Below are 19493 nucleotides of genomic sequence, written 5' to 3'. Positions count from 1 at the left end.
ACTCTCTCCGAATCGGCTACCGTATCTGCCCCAATATGCTCCATACTGTTTGAGAAGTAACCTTCACAATCCACAGTAAAAGGAGAAAATGAAAATGGAAAAAAGAAACAATGAAGAACAAACATCTTATGTAGGCATGTGGGTTACCCAGGACGGATATATCCGACATGAGCTTCTGCCTAACGGACGTTACGACGAGGCGCGGGGAAATCGGAAAAGCGCCTATCAAGGCCGCTATATTATTAATGGGGATCATATCGATTATGTAGACGATACCGGTTTCACAGCTGACGGGGATTTTCGTAATGGCGTTCTTTATCATGCAGGGATGATTTTATATCGAGAAGAGTAAATAAACGGAAAAGGAATTGAATAACATGTCCAGCACATTAAAGATCTACACATTAGCAGTTCTTAGTTTTTTAGTCGGAACATCGGAGTATGTTATAGCAGGCATTCTAGATAAGATTGCGGAGTCAACGGGCGTAACTTTAGTGACGGCCGGTCAGTTAATTACCATTTTTTCGCTCTCTTATGCTTTTGGCACTCCGATTGTTATGGCTTTAACAGCACGTATGGAAAGACGGAAGCTGTTACTTTATGCTTTAACCTTATTTGTAATCAGTAATGGACTTGCCTGTATGTTACCGGGATATGAACTTCTTATCGCATCTCGGATCCTCATGGGGATAAGCGCAGGGGTCACGGTTGTTGGCTCCCTTACGATAGCGACCAAGGTCGCCTTGCCAGGCAAGCAAGGAAGCGCTATTGCGGCGGTACTTATGGGCTTCACCGCTTCCTTGATTCTCGGCGTCCCTATCGGGAGAGTGATTTCCTCAGCCTACGAATGGAAGGCAATTTTCGGGGGAATTGGTTTAATCGGGCTATTAGCTCTATTGATTATTGCAATAACAATTCCGCGAATGGCTGCAGAAGCTCCTGTACCCTTGCGGAGTCAGCTCGCATTACTGAAGCAACCAAAAATGTTGATTGGCTTATCTGTATCTTTCTTCTGGATTGTCGGATACTCCATTTTTTACTCCTACATTTCACCGTTCCTTCTTACAGTAACCGGAATGAGTGATAAAACTTTGAGCATCACTTTATTTGCGGTTGGTATCGCAAGCTTGATCGGGTCTAAGTTTGGAGGTTTCGGCACGGACAAATGGGGCATTCATCGTACCCTAATCGGAGGATTATCACTTAATGTCGCAGCATTACTTCTAATCATGCTTTTTGCACAATCACCGGTGATTTTGATCTCGGTGTTAGTCATATGGTCATGCTCAACATGGTCTCCGGGTCCTCCGCAGCAATTACACTTAATCAGGCTAGCACCTGAATCTTCAGGCATAATGCTTAGCTTGAATAATTCAACCATTCAGCTTGCCATGGCAGCTGGAGCTGGAATCGGTGGTGCTGCCGTAGAGCAAATATCACTCTCTTCTGTTACCTGGGTCGCGGCGGTGGGTACCGCTTTTGCGGTGGGAGCAGTGTTCTTATCACGTAGATATGACAGATCTACTTCCAGCCAAGCGCTAGGTGGACAATCCATTATCAACTCATAGGTTCGTAAATTGAAATTTCGTTGAGCCAAGCAACCAAAACCGGTAACAACCCCTTTCGGCCAACTGAACGGGACGGGTTTCTTAATGGTTGTTAAAGTATGTAAAGAAATCGAGAAAAAGTGAGAAAATCTAAGGGGGAAAAAACATGTCTAACATTGCAGGGAAAGTTGTAGTAATTACGGGGGCAAGCAGTGGTATCGGTAAAGCTACTGCACGTCTTCTTGCTCAAAACGGTGCACATGTTGTATTAGGAGCAAGACGCACGGAAAAACTAGAGGCTATTAAATCCGCAATTCGTTCAGAAGGTGGCTTAGCGGATTATAGGTTACTGGATGTCACCAAAAGGGATCAAATGGAAGAACTCATCAACTATGTAAAAAACAGATTTGGGAAAGTTGATGTGATCGTGAATAACGCAGGAGTGATGCCCCTCTCAAAACTTGAAGCTCTGAAGGTTGACGAATGGGATCGTATGATCGACGTTAATGTTCGCGGCGTACTTCATGGCATTGCAGCAGGGCTTCCAATTATGAAGGAACAAGGTTTTGGTCAATTCATTAATATCTCTTCAATTGGGGGACACACCGTTTCACCGACTGCGGCTGTGTATTGTGCAACTAAATTTGCAGTCCGGGCTATATCTGAAGGGCTTCGTATGGAGGTTTGCGATGATATCCGCGTAACCATCGTTTCACCGGGGGTAACCGAATCTGAACTGGCTGATAGTATTACGGATGACGAAGCAAGTCAGGTGATGAAAGAGTATCGGAAGATTGCTATTTCACCAGATGCTATTGCTCGCACAATCTTATTTGCGATTGAGCAACCTGCAGACGTTGATGTAAACGAGATAATTGTAAGACCAACTGCAGCTAATTAAAACTTAAATATACGGTATAAAGGGAAATGAGATATAACAAAAATTATCAATCTTAATTGAAGTCATTTCTATTAATTAATGTGATTAAGAGCCTGTTTTTTTCAATCTTTTTCGAAAAACAGGCTCTTTCTATTTGTTTTTTATCAAGGTCTATACTCAAAATGTCCACTATTCAGGTTATGGAAAAATAAATGAAGTTTTTGTCTTTATGAAAAAGTAAGTCACTCCAAAATTGAACACTAATAATATTAAAGCCTATGCAAGGTGAATTACCTTTTGCATAGGCTCTATTCTCATTTTATCAGATAAACTCATTTACTTATGATACGGTTCACCTCTATTAATCTTAAACTAATTTACCTTCTGTAAATTCGGCAACTCCTATTCAACAATCTGGCCCTTTAATGGAATAAAACCAGACTGTTTTTTCCCTTCTCAACTTCTTCAATTTTAAAACAAGGGAGTTAACCATAAATCTCAAAAAGTAACTTTCCCTTCCCTTCTTTGTTCTTTTAATGGTTGCACAAAACGCCTGGAAGAAGACATGGGCTCTTCAGAAAAGCTCCATAAAATTGTAAGAGCACATACAAACCGCCCTCTTCTTTTGAAAAGAGGGCGGTTTTTTTTAGTCTAGCTTTCGAATCATGACCGCAATTGTGTTTTGTTCTTCCTTTAATGGATTAACTGAAAGCTTTACATTGAACTTTAGTTTTCCGTTATGATCCGGCTTTAAGATCATTGTCTTATGATTTCCTTTACCATGCATTTTAACGAGGTATCGTTTTTGTGGATGATACCAGGATGCTGTCTTAATTTCCGCGGTTCCTGAACCAGTTATTGAAAATCCTGCTTTTGTTACTTGGTTGATTTCAGCAAACTCTTCTGCTTTTCTGTTCATTTTCACTCTCCATCCATAAATGGAAAATGAGGATTCTGCCGATTTATATGAAAAGGGCCGCGGAGCCTTTGGAGGATGCTCAAACAACGTCATAAAACGGGGCAGTGTCTGCGCAAGATCCCGCTTCCAATATCCCCATGTATGAGAACCGGGTCCGTAGCTGTTCCAATCATGCGGAATGCCGAGCTCTTCCAGCCGGTTGTGCATGCTCGTGGACATGCTGTAGCAAATCTCTTCAACCGGGGAGGCTACACCGCCGTCCAAGGGACCGCCCGCTTCACCTGTGCCTGTATAAATCGATAAATCCATACCTGCTAAATTTTCGGCAAGATCCCACGGATTGTGGCTTCTCCATATGATTTCATGGTTCGCACGATCTCCCCAGACAGTGCCCGGAGGCACATTTTCCTGATTTTGAAAAATCGTCTTGTCCAGAAATTCGGGATCCAGATTTGTATTCACCACGCCTGAAAAAGAAGCGGCAGCCAGAAACAAATCCGGATGTCTGGCAGCATAGGACAAGGAACCGAACCCTCCCATGGACAACCCGGCAATAGCTCGTCCCTCTCTTGTATTTTTCAAACGATAATTTTTTTCCACCCAGGGAATGAGTTCATTGATATGATAGGTCTCCCACTCCGGCTTTCCATAAGCTCCATTATTGTACCAGTTGGAATAGCTTCCGCCTCTGCCCGCATCAGGCATCACGATCACGAGAGGCAAGTCCTTTGTCATATTTTCAATATCCCCTGCAACGGTCCAGGATTTATAATCACCGCAGCAGCCGTGAAGCATGTAAAGCACGGGGTACTTTTCCTTTGAATGTTCATCGTAACCTTGTGGCAGGAGCACGCGCAGAGGAGTCTGTTTTCCCAGAGCCGGACTGTCCAGAACAATTTCATGCAGTCTATCTGATAAGGCTGTATCAGAAACAATGCTTAAACGCTTTTCACCATCGGCGTGAATGTGAACCACAGGAAAGATTAAGAAAGCAAGGAAAATGGCAGCCAACCATTTAAATAACGGACGATACATGATCGACCTCCCCTTTTTATTTGAATAAAGAAAGATTAACGCCATAAGCCATTGCCTGGAATCCAGCATCACTTGGATGCAGATGATCACCCGAGTCAAAAGCAGGCAGCAGGCGTTGCGGATCTGCCGGGTCTTGGATCATCCGTTCAAAATCAATCACTTCGTCAAATGCCCCGCTTGTACGTATCCATTGATTAACCTCTTCTCTCGTTTTTTCTCCTTCTTCTGTAAAGTAGTTAGCTATGGTTGTCCCCCGAAAAGGTGTGAGTGTTCCCCCATAGACCTTGATTCCTTTCGCGTGTGCCTTGTCAATGATCTGCTGCATTCCGGCAATAATTTTGCTGGAATCGAACTCGTGTGGCTCCTGTCCAATATCATTTATGCCTTCTAAGAGAATCATATCGGTTACGCCAGGTTGCTCAAGTACATCATGGTTCAATCGATCGAGCGCCTTTTCACCAAAAATAGGAGAATCCCGAAGAATTCGATTGCCTGAAATACCTGAATTGATAACTGAAATTGAACGATGCTTGTACTTCTCTTTCAGTCTCTGATCAAAGTAATCTCCCCAGCTGCGGTTAGGATTCGAGGTGAATCCATAACTATCCGTGATGGAATCTCCCAACGTGATAATGACACGTGTTTTTTTATCCTTAGCGGCAACATCGATCCCTTCCATCCAAAACCAGTTTTTAAAGCCTTTTGTAAAGGAAGTACTCTGGTTTTCCGAAGTGTGATCACCCTGTTCTGATACATAGGTTGTTCGTTTTGATAGGGGATGCCAAGTCGTTGGCCCTGTGGCCGAGTGTGTATAGACGGATACAGTCAAATCTTGATTCTCTTTTACTTCAAAATCTACACTGTCACTGCTGATTTCCCTTCCCACAGGTATGACTGTGCGTTTCTTACCTTTAAAGGTAACCATACGTCCCGTTTTTGGTACCGTCTCAGCACCGGTTGCCGAATGAGCGAGTACTACTTTATCCAGCACCAAAGGCTTCACTCCATAAAGGTTAGAAAAACGCAGCCTGACATCTTTACCTCCTTGATTAGGATTTACAATCATCCGAATGGTTTGGTTCTTAAATCCATCGTGAGAAACACCGGATTCACGTGACATCTGCTGGCTCGTTCCCCATGAGGCGACCCAATTTTTTTGAGCATTATGGTGCTCCGCGTTAGCGGGTGCGGAGGAAACCCCCAGTAAAAGACCAGCTGCTGTTATCACCGAAAGCACTGATTTTTTCAACACATTTTCCTACCTCCCATTTATTAAAGATACTTAATTTTTGAATATTTATATATTATTGTCAATTTAAGTAATTATAATTACAAAAAAAGGGCTCTTTTGTAGGAAGAATGTCCAGCAGGCTTGGGCATTTCTTCATATAAAAATCCTCTTCAAAGAAGAGGATCATCATAAAAAATGAGACAAAAAGACGTTTTGTCCTTTTGCCTCATCTGTACACTCTAGTATTATCTTCTGTTATCAAAAGCATCATTTACTTTGTCGGCTGCCTTTTCTTTCAGATCGCCGACTCCTTCACGTGCTTCGCCTTTCATTTTGTCCTTGTTTATTCTGCGTTTAATCCTGAATAGGTCTAGGACACTAAGACACTGTCCTAAACCTATTGGGTGCATTATTGAACAGGGTGATTACATTATGATTCGAGATCAGGAGAATCTCTGACCGACATTTTGGTAAATTCAAGGAGGATGAAACATGTCACAACTGTTCTTTATTGTAGTAATAGGTCTTGTCATTTCTGGTATATTTATGGCATCTTGGATAGAAGGACAACAGCAAAGTGTAAACTATCTTTACATAACAAATTCTGTATTCCATCCATCTTTCGTTCAAAAATCGATCGATAATGAGAAAAGGGATTAAGTGACATAAAAAACCCATAAAACTATCTTTTGTATTCTCAAAATCTAATGGTGCTCCGAACTCCATTCCTCTAAAGTCTTGGGCACGAGCGAAATGCCTGAGGCTTTAGGTCATTATCACTGAGCCACCCGTTGATTTTTTCAATATCATAGTAAATGGTACGTTTTGACACATTGAATTTCTCGATCAATTCATCCACTGAGATGTATCCTTGGGCCTGCGACAAATGGAACAACATGGCAGTACTGCGCTGATCCAATGACATCACCTCACCTCCATTCATAAGGACAATTGCTTATTTCCACTATATAAAAAGTCACGTGTAAACCATCTTTTACATAGTAGCCGCTTTCTGGATCCGTGGTGCTAATCTTGGATTCCTTTGTTTCATTCTTCGTTTGAGGGCGTCCCCCAGGACGGCGGAAGAGGTAAATATCTCCCATGGGGTTGGCGTGATATCCGCGTTCGGCCTGCATCGAAAAAGTTAGGATTTATTTGGATGGGGATCGGCATCGTCTATATGATTTTCTTAAAACTAACAAAGAAGGAGACGACACTTTCCAACGATATCTCCTAAAAAGGTGTACACAAGACACCACTACGAAATTGCAGGTATTTTGAACTTCTTTTGAAACTCTAGCTTTCCAGCTTTCTTTTTTTGATAAAGGTTCATTCTAAAAATGGATAGAGTACACCACCTCTCTTTATTCTAAATGCCATAAAAGAACTAAGTGATAGGGTAGAGCCCACCATTGTAAAGCCGCTCCTCAATTTGGAGCGGCTTTGTTATCCTGGTCCTGGGTGACTTCATAGCTCTATAATCAGTGAGTCAGTTATCATAGGATTATTAGAACCGATAGGATTTACTTAGAAGAAGTCCTTCTTTTCTGCTGCTTCAGTAATGTGGGTTTCTAAGGTTTTGGATCTACTCTCAAGATCCTTAATTAGAAAGCCCTGACTTTGTTGTTTTCTCGACATGCGTGTCACTTGCTGCAGATTATTTTTGTAATCCATGCTATTCTTTTCTTTGCTCTAATCGTGTCGTCACACGGTAAGCTCCCTTCCGCTTTTTTCAGCCGATACCCTATCCTTACTTAACGCGTTCTTCGTCTCTCACCCTGCACACTTTTGTTCAGCCATTAGTCTCTCCCTTCGTTTCCTTCGACGCTTTCCCTCGCTGACAAGAGCCACTATATCAGTCTTTTACCGACTTTCACAAGGGGATATGCAGTGACCTAGCTCACGCTGTTAGCCCTTGTGTAAAGTTGCCTTCGTTAGGTAGAGTAGTCATGGTTGTCCAGGGAAGAACGCAACGGAAAGGAACGGAATTTCCCTCGTCCGATTGATACCGAGAGTTCATGTGGGCCAAAGCCCATTGCATGCTTCCACTGCGAAGGTGCGCCGACTGTTTGACGAAAAAGGGACATAAGACCACGTATCCTCGGTACAAGGAAGCTTGATTGATGCCAAGCGAGAGTCACACGTCACTGATTACGCTAACCGTGTACTCGTTGGCATTCCTCCACATGGAATTATTGAGCAATATATACACCAACAACCTCTTCGCTATTATCAAATGTTAATGGATCACAATCCACAATTCCACGGTAATTTACCTTCAGCAAATATTAGGTTCCCGTATCAAACTCATCCATATAAAAAACAACAATTGGTTCAAACATTGTGAAAAGTCCAATTTTTCATGTAAAATGGTTCACATGTCGTTAAGCTCTATAACACAATACATTTAACAACATAGAAAGGGGACAATTATGGTATTAATTGGTGTTTTACTAATTATGATTGGATTTATCCTGAAACTGAATTCTGCCGTTGTGGTTACCATTTCAGCATTGGTTACAGGGATCATAGCAGGCATTCCCGTCATTGATATTATTACACAGTTTGGGGAAGCGTTTACAACCAATCGCTATATGTCGATTCTGATTATCACACTTCCCGTCATCGGCCTACTCGAAAAAAATGAACTACAGCAACAAGCTGCTCGTATTGTAAGGAAAATAAAGTCCATTACGGTTGGCCGTGTATTGACTATGTATTTATTGATTCGCGAATTAGGGGCCGCTCTAGGGTTAAACAGTCTCGGAGGTCATCCGCAAACCGTCCGGCCGCTCATTGCACCGATGGCAGAGGGAGCAGCGGAAGCCAAGTATGGCAAATTGCCCGAGAAGGAACAGCAGGAAATCCGTGCCCAAGCTGCTGCTGCAGATAATATTGGATTGTTCTTCGGCGAAGATATTTTTGTTGCGGTTGGCGCCATTCTTTTAATGACCGGGTTTTTCAAACAGAACAATATACCGGCTGATCCTATTGCCATGGCTTTGTGGGGTATCCCGACCGCGATTTTTGCCTTTATCGTCCACGCCATTCGCCTTCGCATCTTTGATAAAAAGCTGAATCAGCGGTTTAGAAATTCAGAAAAACAAGAGATCGAAACACCCATTAGAAAGAAGCATCAATTATGATTTTCTCCGTAGAAATGATTTATCGTTTGATGGGCATTATTGTGCTGGGCTGCTCCTTTTATATTTTCGCCGATCAAACCAACAATCGACGTCTTACGTCTGGTTGCTTTTATTTGATTTATGCCATCACGCTAATGTTCGGTCGTGTCCTTCCGCCATTTTATATAGGGCTGTTGGTCATTTTCATGGTACTGATTATTGCTGGAGGAGGGTTGAAGAAAAGCGTACACATCGAGGAAAGCGTGGCAATGAAAGAAGAACGCAGAAAAAAGTTCGGCGGCCGTTTATTTATTCCTGCCATCTTGATCCCCGTCTTGACCTTAGTAGGCTCAAAAGGGTTGGACACGGTAAAATTTCAAGGTAAACCTTTACTGGATCCGTCGAATGTTACCATGGTGGCATTAGGGCTGTCCTGCATCATTGCGATCCTGTCCGCAATGTGGATGACTCGTGGCACACCAAAAACGACGATAAAGGAATCACGTCGTCTGCTGGAGTCGGTAGGTTGGGCCGTTCTGCTGCCTCAACTTTTGGCAACACTAGGAACCGTTTATACCAATGCCGGTGTCGGCACCGTTGTGTCAAACGTCGTGACCTCGTTCATACCGAAAGGTTCTCTATTTTGGGTAGTCGTGATTTTCTGTCTCGGCATGGCTCTTTTTACCATGGTTATGGGGAACGCTTTTGCAGCCTTTCCCGTGTTGGCAGCAGGGATTGCTATTCCGTTGCTCATTAAGCAATTTGATGCGAACCCTAACCATATTGCGGCTATATCCATGTTTGCTGGCTACTGTGGAACCTTAATGACACCGATGGCGGCCAACTTTAATATTGTTCCGGCTGCATTGCTGGATTTAAAAGACAAAAATCATGTCATTAAAGTGCAAGTGCCAACCGCCTTAATCGTACTGTTTTTTAATATCATTCTCATGTATTGTCTTGTTTCTTTACACATATAGACCTGCGGTAGTATGTCAACTTGAAGTTGTCAAAGAGCTGTTTGCTTAAAAAATGCTGAGCCTACGAGTAGGGAGTCCCACGGGGTTCACTGAGAATCCATCAACAGGAGGAAAAAGAATTGTCCCAAATGATCCTATCATCATTTATCCAGAAATCTTGAGACGTCCAAACATTTTGCTGGTGGCTCTATTGGAGCCGGGAAAAGAAGCCCTCAAGCTTAAACATACTATACGAGGAGGGATGTGCATGAAAAAGGTGTTATTAACAGGTTTTGAACCCTTTGGCGGTGAATCTGTGAACCCTTCATGGGAAGCCGTTAAACAGTTAAACGGAGAAGTGGCGGAGGATGTACTCATCGTGTCTGAAATGGTTCCGACCGCATTTGGAACATCCATTTCAGTTTTAAAGCAGTTGATTCAACAGCACAAACCCGACGTCGTGATTTGTGTAGGACAAGCTGGAGGACGCTTGCACATCACACCGGAGCGAGTTGCGATCAATCTCGATGATGCTAGAATTCCGGATAATGAGGAGAAACAACCCATCGACGAGGCGATTGTTCGAAATGGACCAGCCGCTTATTGGACGTCCCTTCCAATCAAACGCATGGTGGAAAAGATGAAGGAAAGCCATATTCCGGCCTCCGTTTCTCATACCGCGGGCACCTTTGTGTGCAACCATATCTTTTATGGCTTAATGGACTATATCACCTCCACCTCATCAGACATACGGGGAGGATTTATCCATATCCCGTATATTCCGCAGCAAACGCTTGATAAACAAGCCCCAAGCTTAAGCCTTGAAACTATTGTTCAAGGTCTTCGAATTGCGGCTGTGACAGCAGTACAGTATAAATCAGATATTCGTTCAGTGGGCGGTACCTTTCACTAAAAGTGGAGAAACAATATTTGGGCTTTAAAATGGATGGAACCCGTAATGGGAAGTTTAATACAAACGAAAAGATTGCAATGGAGTTGTTCCCATTGCAATCTTTTTACATCTCATAAATTTATTGTTGTTGCTGTAATTGCTGAGCACATTGTTGCGCAAGCTGTTGGATTTGCGCCAACTGCTGTGCTGCATTTCGTTCTCTTTGTGCTAAGCTTTGTAATGGCATTCCCATTTGAGTTCCATTTTGTCCTTGAGCTTGCTGCAACTGTTGGCTAACGCATTATTGGGTTGTGTCAATAAGTCTGTTTTATAAAATTCAAGCATATCTTCATTAACTGAATTGCATCCTTCTTTATTTAATTCCCTGTGAACTTTGCGCAAAAACTTTGTTTCATACATTAGCAATTTTATCTATTTCTTTAATATTACTTTGACTAAGAGTTTTTGCTTCTACTGATTTAATTAAATCATCTATTTCATAGTGCCTAAAAATCACAGAGACAACAGTTGTACATAAGTAAAAACACAAGCGTTTCCATAAGTGAATTCGTAAATAAACACACTTCCTTTTATGTAGTTAGTGTTGTTAACAGTAAAGATTAAACCCCACTCCCCTGCATTTTACCTTCTTTCCCTCTATTCCCTTTTTTTATTTCTAAATAATGTTTTACCCTCTCTCTTAATTGGTCTTTCTTCCTATTCCCAAGACCTTTTTCCCCTTTTTATTGGACCACTAGGAATTGTTTTAATATTCTGGTAAAATAAACCTGTATAGGTGAAATATGATATTGAGACATCTATTACTATAGAAAAGGAGTAAATAATGCTACTATCGCAAGGATTTTCAAGCAAATATCACACTTCTTTTTTGCAATATCATATTAGTTTTTCTACACATAACGATATTCATCTACAAGAGAATGAAAAAGCGTTTCTTACCGACTATCTACATCATGTGTCCGAGCGCCACGCGTTTGTCATTAAAGATTTAACCATCCAAGGTGCTCGAATTAACCTGGTGATTCTATGTAAAACGACCCATTACATTCCTAATATCATGAAGGCACTTAAAGGAGGTTCCGCAAGATTTATGTACAAGGAGTTTCCGGAATCGAAAGTGCAGCACGGCATAAATTTATGGGATCAAAAATACTTTATTGCCACTGAAAAAGCTCAGCTTAGAGAAATGCTTGAACTCTACCACACAAAGAAATAGCACCAGATGCTTCATACATCCAAGTGCTCCTCCATCAAAACCTAATCCTATCACTAACCAAAACGTTCCATACATAACACTTCTTTCTTAACATACAATCAGCCGAATCAACTTGAAAGGTAATGAGGCGATGAGAAATGAAGTAATTGAACAAACCGTTAACGACTCCATGGTAACGATCTTAGACTATATCCTCCAATTGATTGAACAATCCAACAAACAAAAAGACGGGGACAGGAATAAGCTAATCCAACAAAGCCTAGAACAGATGCGGCAGGACCAGCCTTCCTTATCTAAAGCTGACAAAGCGGAATTAGAATACACTCTTTATTACCATCTGGCACTAAAACAACAGCCTGAATGGTTTCAACTTTCTGGTGAGCTCATAGACCGATTCCCTTATGAACAAAACAATAGCTCATTTGATGTCTACCAACATGAAGATAACGTTTGGGGTGTGGTGACCCAAGAGGGGAAAAAATCGCACAAGGTGACAACATCGTTTAAGTCCAAAGAAGATCTTCTACTCCACCTATTTGGAACAACTCAATTTGAGAAGTTCAGAGGAGAAACATTCTGGATACAACAAAATGAACAGGTTTTTTCCTTAAAAGAAAATAAGCATTTTCGTCTCTCTTTATTTACGGGACAATCCATGAAACCCTTCCGCACCCATAAGAGCCTTGAAAAACTAAGGATCTCTATTCTTAAAGATGATTTGGCACAGAATCCTAAACTAAAAAAGAAGGCCCTCCGTCAGACGTTGGAAGACAAGTCTCTTCCCGTATCCTTAATGGGAAAAACCGTTACGATCAACCAACTTGAACAAAAGCAAGATCATGTTGAACTCACGCTTAAGGAAGACGGAACCGACCATCACATTAAACTTCCAGACCTTGAAGATAAGTGGATGAAGCTAGCAAAAAACAGGGCAGCTCTTGCGTTTAATGAGCTAGTGATGAATAGCCAAGCCGTTGCCCAAGGATTTCTCTCGTTTTATGGAATCGAAATAAATCAATCCCTTCAAACCAAAGCACCTGACTTTGAAGTGATCTCACACCCTACAGGGTCTTTTATTGGTCATGTAAAAAGTGATGGTTCTATTAAAAAGCTCTCGCCTTACTTCACCGAAAAAGAAGCTAATCTTCGACTAGGCGATCTCAAAAAAGAACTGCAAAAAGAAAAAAACCTTGAACAAGACAAGAGTTTGAATCAAGAAATTTCCTTTGATGACATAATCGAAAAACATGAAGGAGGATGAAAGGATGAGAACCATAAAAAAACTCGGACCCATATTACTTTTCACTGCCCTACTATTTATCATGGTACAGGATCAAGTACTAGCAGCTGATGTGGGTGCGAAAGTCAAAGAAGGATTGAAGCAAATACAAGCGTTTTTAACGGGAATCGTCGTTATTGTCGGGGTTTGCGTGTCCATTTTTATCATCATTAAAAAGCTGCCGGGAGTGGATGATCCTCACACCAAAAATGACATGTTTCGTGGGGTCGGAACGGTATTAGGCGGCGTCGCCTTAGCAGCCGCTCTCGTGTGGATTGTTCCCTGGATTTATCAATTGTTTGTATAAGAGGTGATGAAACATGTCCACATCAAAAGAAGAAATTCGTGAGGTTTTAAAAGATCTTCTAGGAGAAGAAGACAGCCGGCGAGGAAAAACCTTTGTTTTTCCGGATAACGTCGATAAATCGTATAACATTGTCAAAGGCCTTTCGCTGGCCAACTTTTTTCGATTTGTCCTTCCCGCGATTGGAGTGGCAGTGGCCATCATGTTAATCCCCCCCTACTCCATTGGATTTATGATGGCCAAAATGCTTGTGGCTTCCTTGATCATGTTAGGCGCGTTCACCTTTGCGGTTCTACGACCGATTGGATCCCGGCCGAATATCACCTACAGCAATTATTTAAAACGTGTTTTGAACTACACCAGCCGTCAAAAACTGTATTTTATCAGGCCAAACCAGAGGAATGATTACGATGCCTAAAAACGCCAAAAACAAAAAAGAATTTGATTATGAAGTCGATACCCTCATTGAAAAGGGGCAGCGGACCATTCAGGATGTCAGCATCATTGAAGGTCTGTATAAAGACTTTGTACTTTTAAAGAATGGTTACTTAACATCGATTTTGAAAGTAAGTGGCATCAATCTGGACCTACTGGCAGAATACGAACAGAATCGGATCTTTGAAGATTATGGATCGTTCTTAATGAGCCAGGTTCATGATCAAATACAAATGATCTCCATGACGGTGCCTGTGGATTTACGTTCCTATACTTTAGGATGGAAAAAAAGATACCTCAACGAGGTGGAAAACAAAGAAAAGCAGAAAAACGACTACAGGAGAACGCTGATCGCCTCCTACATCGATCATTACCAGGGAATTCGGCTAAAAGACGAAATGTCGACCAAGCAGCATTTCGTTGTCGTACGTGAAAGAATCAAAAAACGCACCCTCCAGGATTTAGAAGGCGCGGAAAGTATCCTCACGAAAAAGGTAGAGGAAATCACTAATTCCTTGCGCTCTACTTTTGAATCCTATGATCTCACGATCAGCAGACTGTCTGAAAAAGACATGTTATCCGTGTTGTACCGTTACTTTGACTTTGAAATGTCCAAACTCTACGGATAAAAGAGGGAAAGGAGATGAGCGATTGTTCCTCACCAAATGGTTCCTCATCTAAAAAACAAGATGAAACACCCAGTAGCCCACAAGATCTGTTGCATTCGGTGTTAGAAAAGGAAGAACTCAACGCGATCTATCCCTTTGTGTGGAAAGAGAACAAAAACTTTATTGAAAGTGGCGGTAACTTTATTAAAGTCTTGGCGATCGTCTCCTACCCCAAAGAACAGAAAGGAAACTGGCTTTCTGATCTCAAGCGCTTAAAAGGAAATATCTCCTTCGTTCAATATTTGGAACCGGCCAATGCCGAAGGAATGATTGATTACTACAATGACTCGATAAAAAATAAAGAAGCGGAACTCTTAAAAACACGGGACCCCGCTACTCGCATTAAGTTGCAATCTGAAATTAAAAGTGCCCGCTACCAGTTGAATCAAGTGCTATCGAACCGGTCCAACTTTATGTATCTCTATACGTACATATTTCTTCAAGCCCTCTCTTTGGATGATCTAAAATCCTTAGAAGACAACGTGCAGCGTATATTGACCAAACTAAGAATGAAAGCCTTAAATCCCCATTACTGTACACCGATGGCCTTTTGGTCCGCTTTGCCGTTAGGGGATAACCAACTTAAAGAGTACACCTACCAAATGTGCAACAGTGAAACAGCGTCATCCTTCTTTCCCTTTGATGACTCTGAAATCTGTTACCTTTCGCCAATGGCACAAGTAGAAGGCATAAACAAAACCACCAATTCCTTAGTCGCGATCGACTACCTTGATACACAGCGCACCTTAAACCAAAACATGGTGGTCATCGGTACCTCAGGGGTTGGGAAGTCCACTTTTATGGTCCAAAAAATCCTAAGATGTTTTGCCATGGGGATTAAGATGTACATCATTGATCCTGAAAACGAGTATTCACGAATTGTGAAGCTCCTTGGAGGAGAAGTGGTGCATCTCAGTTCAAACAGCGGCACAAAAATTAACCCGTTGGAAATTTTCACAACTGAAATTACCGATACGGAAGAATTTCATGGCAATACGGATTTTGTTAAAGATTTGGTGAAGCAAAAAGTGCAGCGTCTCAAAGCCTTCTTTAAAGTATTAAAGCCTAATCTCTCTCAAGTCGAATCCAGCATTTTGGATAAAATGCTGACGCAGCTTTATGATCGATTCTCTATCCATGAAGAGCTTGATCTTAAGACCTTAACCTCAACATCCTTTCCCATACTGGAAGACTTTTATGAGGACTTAGGAGCACTCAACACGACAGACCCTGAACGCTACGAAAAAATTCAAGACTTTTATTTCATCTTGGAGAGCTATGTTTATGGCTCCAACTCTCTTTTCAACGGACATACCAATGTCAACATCACCAACTCCTTGTTTTCTTTTGATTTAAAAGCGCTGCAAAATGAAGTCGATGTCCAGGCGGCATGTTACTTTAATATCTTTGGATTTCTATGGGATGAGGTGACCAAGAACCGTGAGGAGCTCATCTATGTGTTCATTGATGAATTTCATTTCTTATCCAAAAACCCAGACTCCATGAGATTCTTTTATCAGGCCTACAAACGGTTCAGAAAATACAATGCAGGAGCGATTGCCGGTACCCAGCAGATCATCGATGTGTTAGATACCGTCGATAACCTGGGAGCGGCTATGGTGGAAAATAGCCATACAAAAGTGCTGTTTGGACTGGACAATAAAGGGGTGGACGATGTCATTCATAAAATCAACCTCTCCTTCTCTGATGAAGAAATCTCCCTTTTGCGTGCCAAACGACAGGGAGAAGCGTTACTCGTCTATGGTTCCCAGCGTGCTTTTATCAAGGTGGAACTCACACAGGAGGAACTTCGGTTATGGAATCGGGAGCGGTATTGGGAGAAATACGGAAAGGACCCCGACGAGATTCCGGCTTATGAAGCCCGAAATGAAATGACACCAATCGAAAAAGAAGAAGTTCGTCATTTTGTGTTATGAGAGGAGGGACGAATCAATGAAGATTCAATTATTTGAACACGGAACCCTATTCATCTCAAAAGAAAAACATTACCGGCTGGAGATTGGAGAAGACAAGGTGGTGGGAGAACGAACGGAAGATTTAGAAGATCTAAAAGCACCCTCTCCCTACTTTTTTCAGCTCTCTGACATCAATAAAGAGAATGACCGCTTTTTGCTGAACTATGAAATAGAGGATGAATATCAGCCTCTTACCGTCGTCAAAAACTACTCGACGGTAATGCGACTTTCTCTTCTTTACACCTTGCTTGAAACCGATCCGCTAGGAACATTCTCAGAGAAGGTCCTCGTGCATCCAAGGAACATCTTCTTTAAAGATTTAAAAACCATTAAGTTTCTCTACAGAAGTAACCGTTGGCTGCCTTATGATCAAACGTCAGCCCTTGAACAATATAAAATTTTGATTCTTTCCCTGTTTTCTCGTTTTACCTATGAAAAATATAAACGAGATAAAGAAAAGGTATTGAAAAAAGAAAAAGAGGCATTCTTTTTTGAGGTTGCTAATGCGGCTTCTCTTGCAGAACTAAAAACGCTCTTGTTTAACCGGCTGACAAAAGAAGAAACCGAACATTTCTTTCAAGTTGAACAGGAAAAATCCCGCCTGAGACAGCAAAAAAGGTTATGGACAGCTTTATGCGCAGCCGTATGTTTATCAGCGTTTGGAGGAAGTTTTCTCTTGCAGCAAAACACCGTGCATAAAGTGGAAACCGCGTACGCTAAGGACCTTAACAAAGAAAAACAAGAATCCAAGTTTTATAGACTGCTGAGTGAAGACAACTATGAAGGAGCCATTACCCATTTAAAGAAAAACCATGGGTCCAAGAAACAGTTGGCTCAGTTGTACTTTGATCACGGAGACTATCAACAAGCCATTGATACGAATCCCTTGCTGATCAAGCCCACTATCAAGTTGCTTTATGAACGCCATAAGGAACAGGAGATATTAAAGCTTAAGGGTGACAGTCCCTATTTGCAGCTAGAAAAAAAGATTGTGAGTTATGACTATGGTGTTCTTCTCTCTGAGCAATCCTTTACTAAGGATAAGGATCAGTTGCTACGGATCGGAAAAGCCTTTGTGGCTCATGGCGACCTGTCCGATGCAAAAAACGTAAATCAACGGCTAAGAAACAAACAATTAGGAAACATCATCCAACAAACGGAATTAAAGAACAAAATCACGGTTCTTGAAAAACAAATACAAGACATTAAAGACCAGAAAAAGGTCAAAGAGAACGTCAAAAAGAAACAACTGAAACCAAAAAACCTTGAACTTCAAGAACTAAAAGCACAGCTGCAGCAAGTAACCAAAGAACTGGGGTGAGAATGAATGGCAGCCGTAACGGTCACCGTCAAGTCTACGATATTTATTGTTCGTAACTGGAAGCCTATTCTCATCGGCAGTGTCTTTGCATTGATTCTCATGGCCGGGCTGTTATTTAGCGTAAACATCTCTCGGCCATCCGAAGACACTATCTCTTCCCCTTTTGGGAAAGCTAACGTTCCGCCTCAAATTGAAAAATGGAGACCCTTGGTCAGCGAATATACGTCAAAGTATGGCATTCCGGAGTACACCGACTTTCTCTTAGCCTTGATGTACCAGGAGCTCGGAAGCTCTCCAACGCTGGATATCATGCAAAGCTCCGAGTCCATTGGACTCCCTCCTAACGCCATTCAGGATCCTGTTCAGTCCGTTGATCTCGGAGTTAAGCATTTTAAATCCGTCTTAGAAACCGGGCAAAAATCAGGCGTTGACTTTGCGGCCATTGTACAGTCTTATAATTATGGATCTGGTTATATAGGTTTTGTCGCCGCAAAGGGGAATAAACATTCGGTTGAACTGGCCAAAGTCTTCTCCATCGATCAAACCAAAAAACTCGGCTGGAGGTGTACGGATTGGCGTGCACCGTACTGTTATGGAGATTATACCTATGTTCAAAAAGTCATGAGGAATCTGATCGCAGCAGGAGGCGGGCCTGGCGGAGCGGATCTCTCACCGCTCGGAAAACAAGTCTACTCTGCCGTTTTAAAAGAAGCTCAGAAATACACCGGCTGGCCGTATGTCTGGGCAGGCGCTCACCCTTCCACCGGGTTTGATTGTTCAGGCCTCACACAATGGGCATTTAACAAGGCCGGGATTAAATTGCCAAGAACGGCACAGTTGCAGTATAACGCGTCCAAAAAAATTCCTCCGACGGAAGCAAAACCGGGTGATTTGATTTTCTTTACAGGGACCTATGATACCGATCAATACATTACTCATGTCGGCATCTATCTCGGCAACGGGAAGATGTTTGACTCCAACGGATCGGGCATCGGTCTTCATAATGCAGAAGCGTCCTACTGGAAACAACACTTAGCCGGGTTTGGCCGGGTGGCTCATTAGTACCCCAGAAAGGAGAACTACCATGACAAAATTCTTGGTTACGATACTTGGCATCTCCCTCCTGGTAAATGTATTGCTTGGCTTTATGTACGCAGGCCAAAGAACCATCGTCAGTGAAGCGAGTGAAATACACAAGCAATCTGAAGCCGCGGTAGCACAGTTGAAAAGTAAAGCCAAACAAAATGAAAAATCCTTAAGAGATTATAAAGAGCATTCTGCGATGTATGAAATGGAACATAGTGAAGATATCAAACGTTTTGTAAAAGATACGTTCACCACTCTCTTTACCTATGATAACAAGACATATACATCGCGTTTTGACCGGGTAAAGAATCGATTAGCAGATTCTGTGATCTCAAAGTTACAGGCATCAGGGGAAATGGAAAGCCCGCAGATTGATTTTTCAAATACAGTCAAGTCGCTTGAAGTATACCTTACTGCTTTAGATCCGGAGAAAGTCAAAGCATTGGTCAACATGGAGACCGAGTATTCAGTGAACGGAAGCAAGTTTCCTCGTAAAAATCAAATGTATGAAGTCACGGTTGTTCAAGAGAAGAAGGTATGGGTCATCGATAAACTGGAATTAATGGGAGCTTTTGAACCGTTTGAAGAAAACTAAAGGG

20 protein-coding genes are annotated in these 19493 nt (G+C 42.0%); 17 read left to right on the top strand and 3 right to left on the bottom strand.

Features of this window, described 5'->3' with window-relative positions; all coding sequences use genetic code 11:
- The first annotated feature begins 94 nt into the window (after positions 1-94).
- From M1K46_RS19740 to M1K46_RS19730, 3 genes are all read left to right on the top strand, one after another.
- Positions 95-352, top strand: a complete 258-nt coding sequence (locus M1K46_RS19740) for an Atu4866 domain-containing protein (protein WP_256227389.1) — start codon at positions 95-97, stop codon at positions 350-352.
- A 25-nt stretch (positions 353-377) separates the two neighbouring features.
- Positions 378-1568, top strand: coding sequence for an MFS transporter (locus tag M1K46_RS19735; RefSeq protein ID WP_256227388.1), 1191 nt, complete (start codon positions 378-380; stop codon positions 1566-1568).
- 145 nt (positions 1569-1713) lie between these two features.
- Positions 1714-2448: an SDR family oxidoreductase gene (locus M1K46_RS19730; protein WP_256227387.1), complete on the top strand. Its 735-nt coding sequence runs from the start codon at positions 1714-1716 to the stop codon at positions 2446-2448.
- Between the two features lie 625 nt (positions 2449-3073).
- Here the strand turns inward: M1K46_RS19730 and M1K46_RS19725 are convergent.
- Both M1K46_RS19725 and M1K46_RS19720 read right to left on the bottom strand, forming a co-directional pair.
- Positions 3074-4381, bottom strand: coding sequence for an alpha/beta hydrolase (locus M1K46_RS19725; protein ID WP_256227386.1), 1308 nt, complete (start codon positions 4379-4381; stop codon positions 3074-3076).
- A gap of 16 nt (positions 4382-4397) precedes the next feature.
- The gene (locus M1K46_RS19720) at positions 4398-5633 is read right to left on the bottom strand and encodes an SGNH/GDSL hydrolase family protein (RefSeq protein ID WP_256227385.1); all 1236 of its coding nucleotides are present in this window, start codon (positions 5631-5633) and stop codon (positions 4398-4400) included.
- A 471-nt stretch (positions 5634-6104) separates the two neighbouring features.
- Between M1K46_RS19720 and M1K46_RS19715 the strand changes: the two genes are divergently transcribed.
- Positions 6105-6272 carry a hypothetical protein gene (locus M1K46_RS19715; protein ID WP_256227384.1) on the top strand — a complete coding sequence of 56 codons (168 nt, stop codon included), beginning with the start codon at positions 6105-6107 and terminating at the stop codon, positions 6270-6272.
- Between the two features lie 70 nt (positions 6273-6342).
- On the opposite strand, the gene M1K46_RS19710 is transcribed toward M1K46_RS19715, so the two are convergent.
- Entirely contained in the window at positions 6343-6510 is a 168-nt protein-coding gene (locus tag M1K46_RS19710; protein WP_425590819.1) for an HTH domain-containing protein, read from the bottom strand.
- Between the two features lie 1534 nt (positions 6511-8044).
- Between M1K46_RS19710 and M1K46_RS19705 the strand changes: the two genes are divergently transcribed.
- The 13 genes from M1K46_RS19705 to M1K46_RS19645 all read left to right on the top strand — a co-directional run bounded on the left by M1K46_RS19705 (position 8045) and on the right by M1K46_RS19645 (position 19489).
- On the top strand, positions 8045-8758 hold the full coding sequence (locus tag M1K46_RS19705) for a DUF969 domain-containing protein (protein ID WP_256227382.1): 714 nt from the start codon (positions 8045-8047) through the stop codon (positions 8756-8758).
- Positions 8755-9717: a DUF979 domain-containing protein gene (locus tag M1K46_RS19700; protein ID WP_256227381.1), complete on the top strand. Its 963-nt coding sequence runs from the start codon at positions 8755-8757 to the stop codon at positions 9715-9717. Before M1K46_RS19705 ends, M1K46_RS19700 begins: the two co-directional genes overlap by 4 nt.
- Positions 9718-9964: 247 nt before the next feature.
- The gene (pcp, locus tag M1K46_RS19695; RefSeq protein WP_256227380.1) at positions 9965-10609 is read left to right on the top strand and encodes a pyroglutamyl-peptidase I; all 645 of its coding nucleotides are present in this window, start codon (positions 9965-9967) and stop codon (positions 10607-10609) included.
- 45 nt (positions 10610-10654) lie between these two features.
- The gene (locus tag M1K46_RS19690) at positions 10655-10885 is read left to right on the top strand and encodes a hypothetical protein (RefSeq protein ID WP_256227379.1); all 231 of its coding nucleotides are present in this window, start codon (positions 10655-10657) and stop codon (positions 10883-10885) included.
- A 547-nt stretch (positions 10886-11432) separates the two neighbouring features.
- Positions 11433-11825, top strand: a complete 393-nt coding sequence (locus M1K46_RS19685) for a transposase (protein ID WP_256227378.1) — start codon at positions 11433-11435, stop codon at positions 11823-11825.
- 112 nt (positions 11826-11937) lie between these two features.
- The gene (locus M1K46_RS19680; protein WP_256227377.1) at positions 11938-13086 is read left to right on the top strand and encodes a hypothetical protein; all 1149 of its coding nucleotides are present in this window, start codon (positions 11938-11940) and stop codon (positions 13084-13086) included.
- A 4-nt stretch (positions 13087-13090) separates the two neighbouring features.
- The gene (locus tag M1K46_RS19675; protein WP_256227376.1) at positions 13091-13411 is read left to right on the top strand and encodes a CagC family type IV secretion system protein; all 321 of its coding nucleotides are present in this window, start codon (positions 13091-13093) and stop codon (positions 13409-13411) included.
- A gap of 13 nt (positions 13412-13424) precedes the next feature.
- Positions 13425-13826, top strand: coding sequence for a hypothetical protein (locus M1K46_RS19670; RefSeq protein WP_256227375.1), 402 nt, complete (start codon positions 13425-13427; stop codon positions 13824-13826).
- A complete protein-coding gene (gene trsD, locus M1K46_RS19665; protein ID WP_256227374.1) occupies positions 13819-14472 on the top strand; it encodes a TrsD/TraD family conjugative transfer protein in 654 nt (217 codons plus the stop codon). Before M1K46_RS19670 ends, trsD begins: the two co-directional genes overlap by 8 nt.
- A 14-nt stretch (positions 14473-14486) precedes the next feature.
- A complete protein-coding gene (locus M1K46_RS19660) occupies positions 14487-16448 on the top strand; it encodes a VirB4 family type IV secretion system protein (RefSeq protein ID WP_256227373.1) in 1962 nt (653 codons plus the stop codon).
- A 16-nt stretch (positions 16449-16464) separates the two neighbouring features.
- Positions 16465-17808, top strand: a complete 1344-nt coding sequence (locus M1K46_RS19655; RefSeq protein ID WP_256227372.1) for a type VII secretion protein EssB/YukC — start codon at positions 16465-16467, stop codon at positions 17806-17808.
- 6 nt (positions 17809-17814) lie between these two features.
- Positions 17815-18870: a bifunctional lytic transglycosylase/C40 family peptidase gene (locus tag M1K46_RS19650; RefSeq protein WP_256227371.1), complete on the top strand. Its 1056-nt coding sequence runs from the start codon at positions 17815-17817 to the stop codon at positions 18868-18870.
- A 22-nt stretch (positions 18871-18892) separates the two neighbouring features.
- Positions 18893-19489, top strand: a complete 597-nt coding sequence (locus M1K46_RS19645) for a hypothetical protein (RefSeq protein ID WP_256227370.1) — start codon at positions 18893-18895, stop codon at positions 19487-19489.
- Positions 19490-19493 lie beyond the last annotated feature (4 nt).

This window comes from Fictibacillus sp. WQ 8-8 (assembly GCF_024494405.1).
GTDB classification, from domain to species: Bacteria; Bacillota; Bacilli; order Bacillales; family Fictibacillaceae; genus Fictibacillus_C; species Fictibacillus_C marinisediminis.
This window is presented reverse-complemented; position numbering and strand designations above follow the sequence as displayed.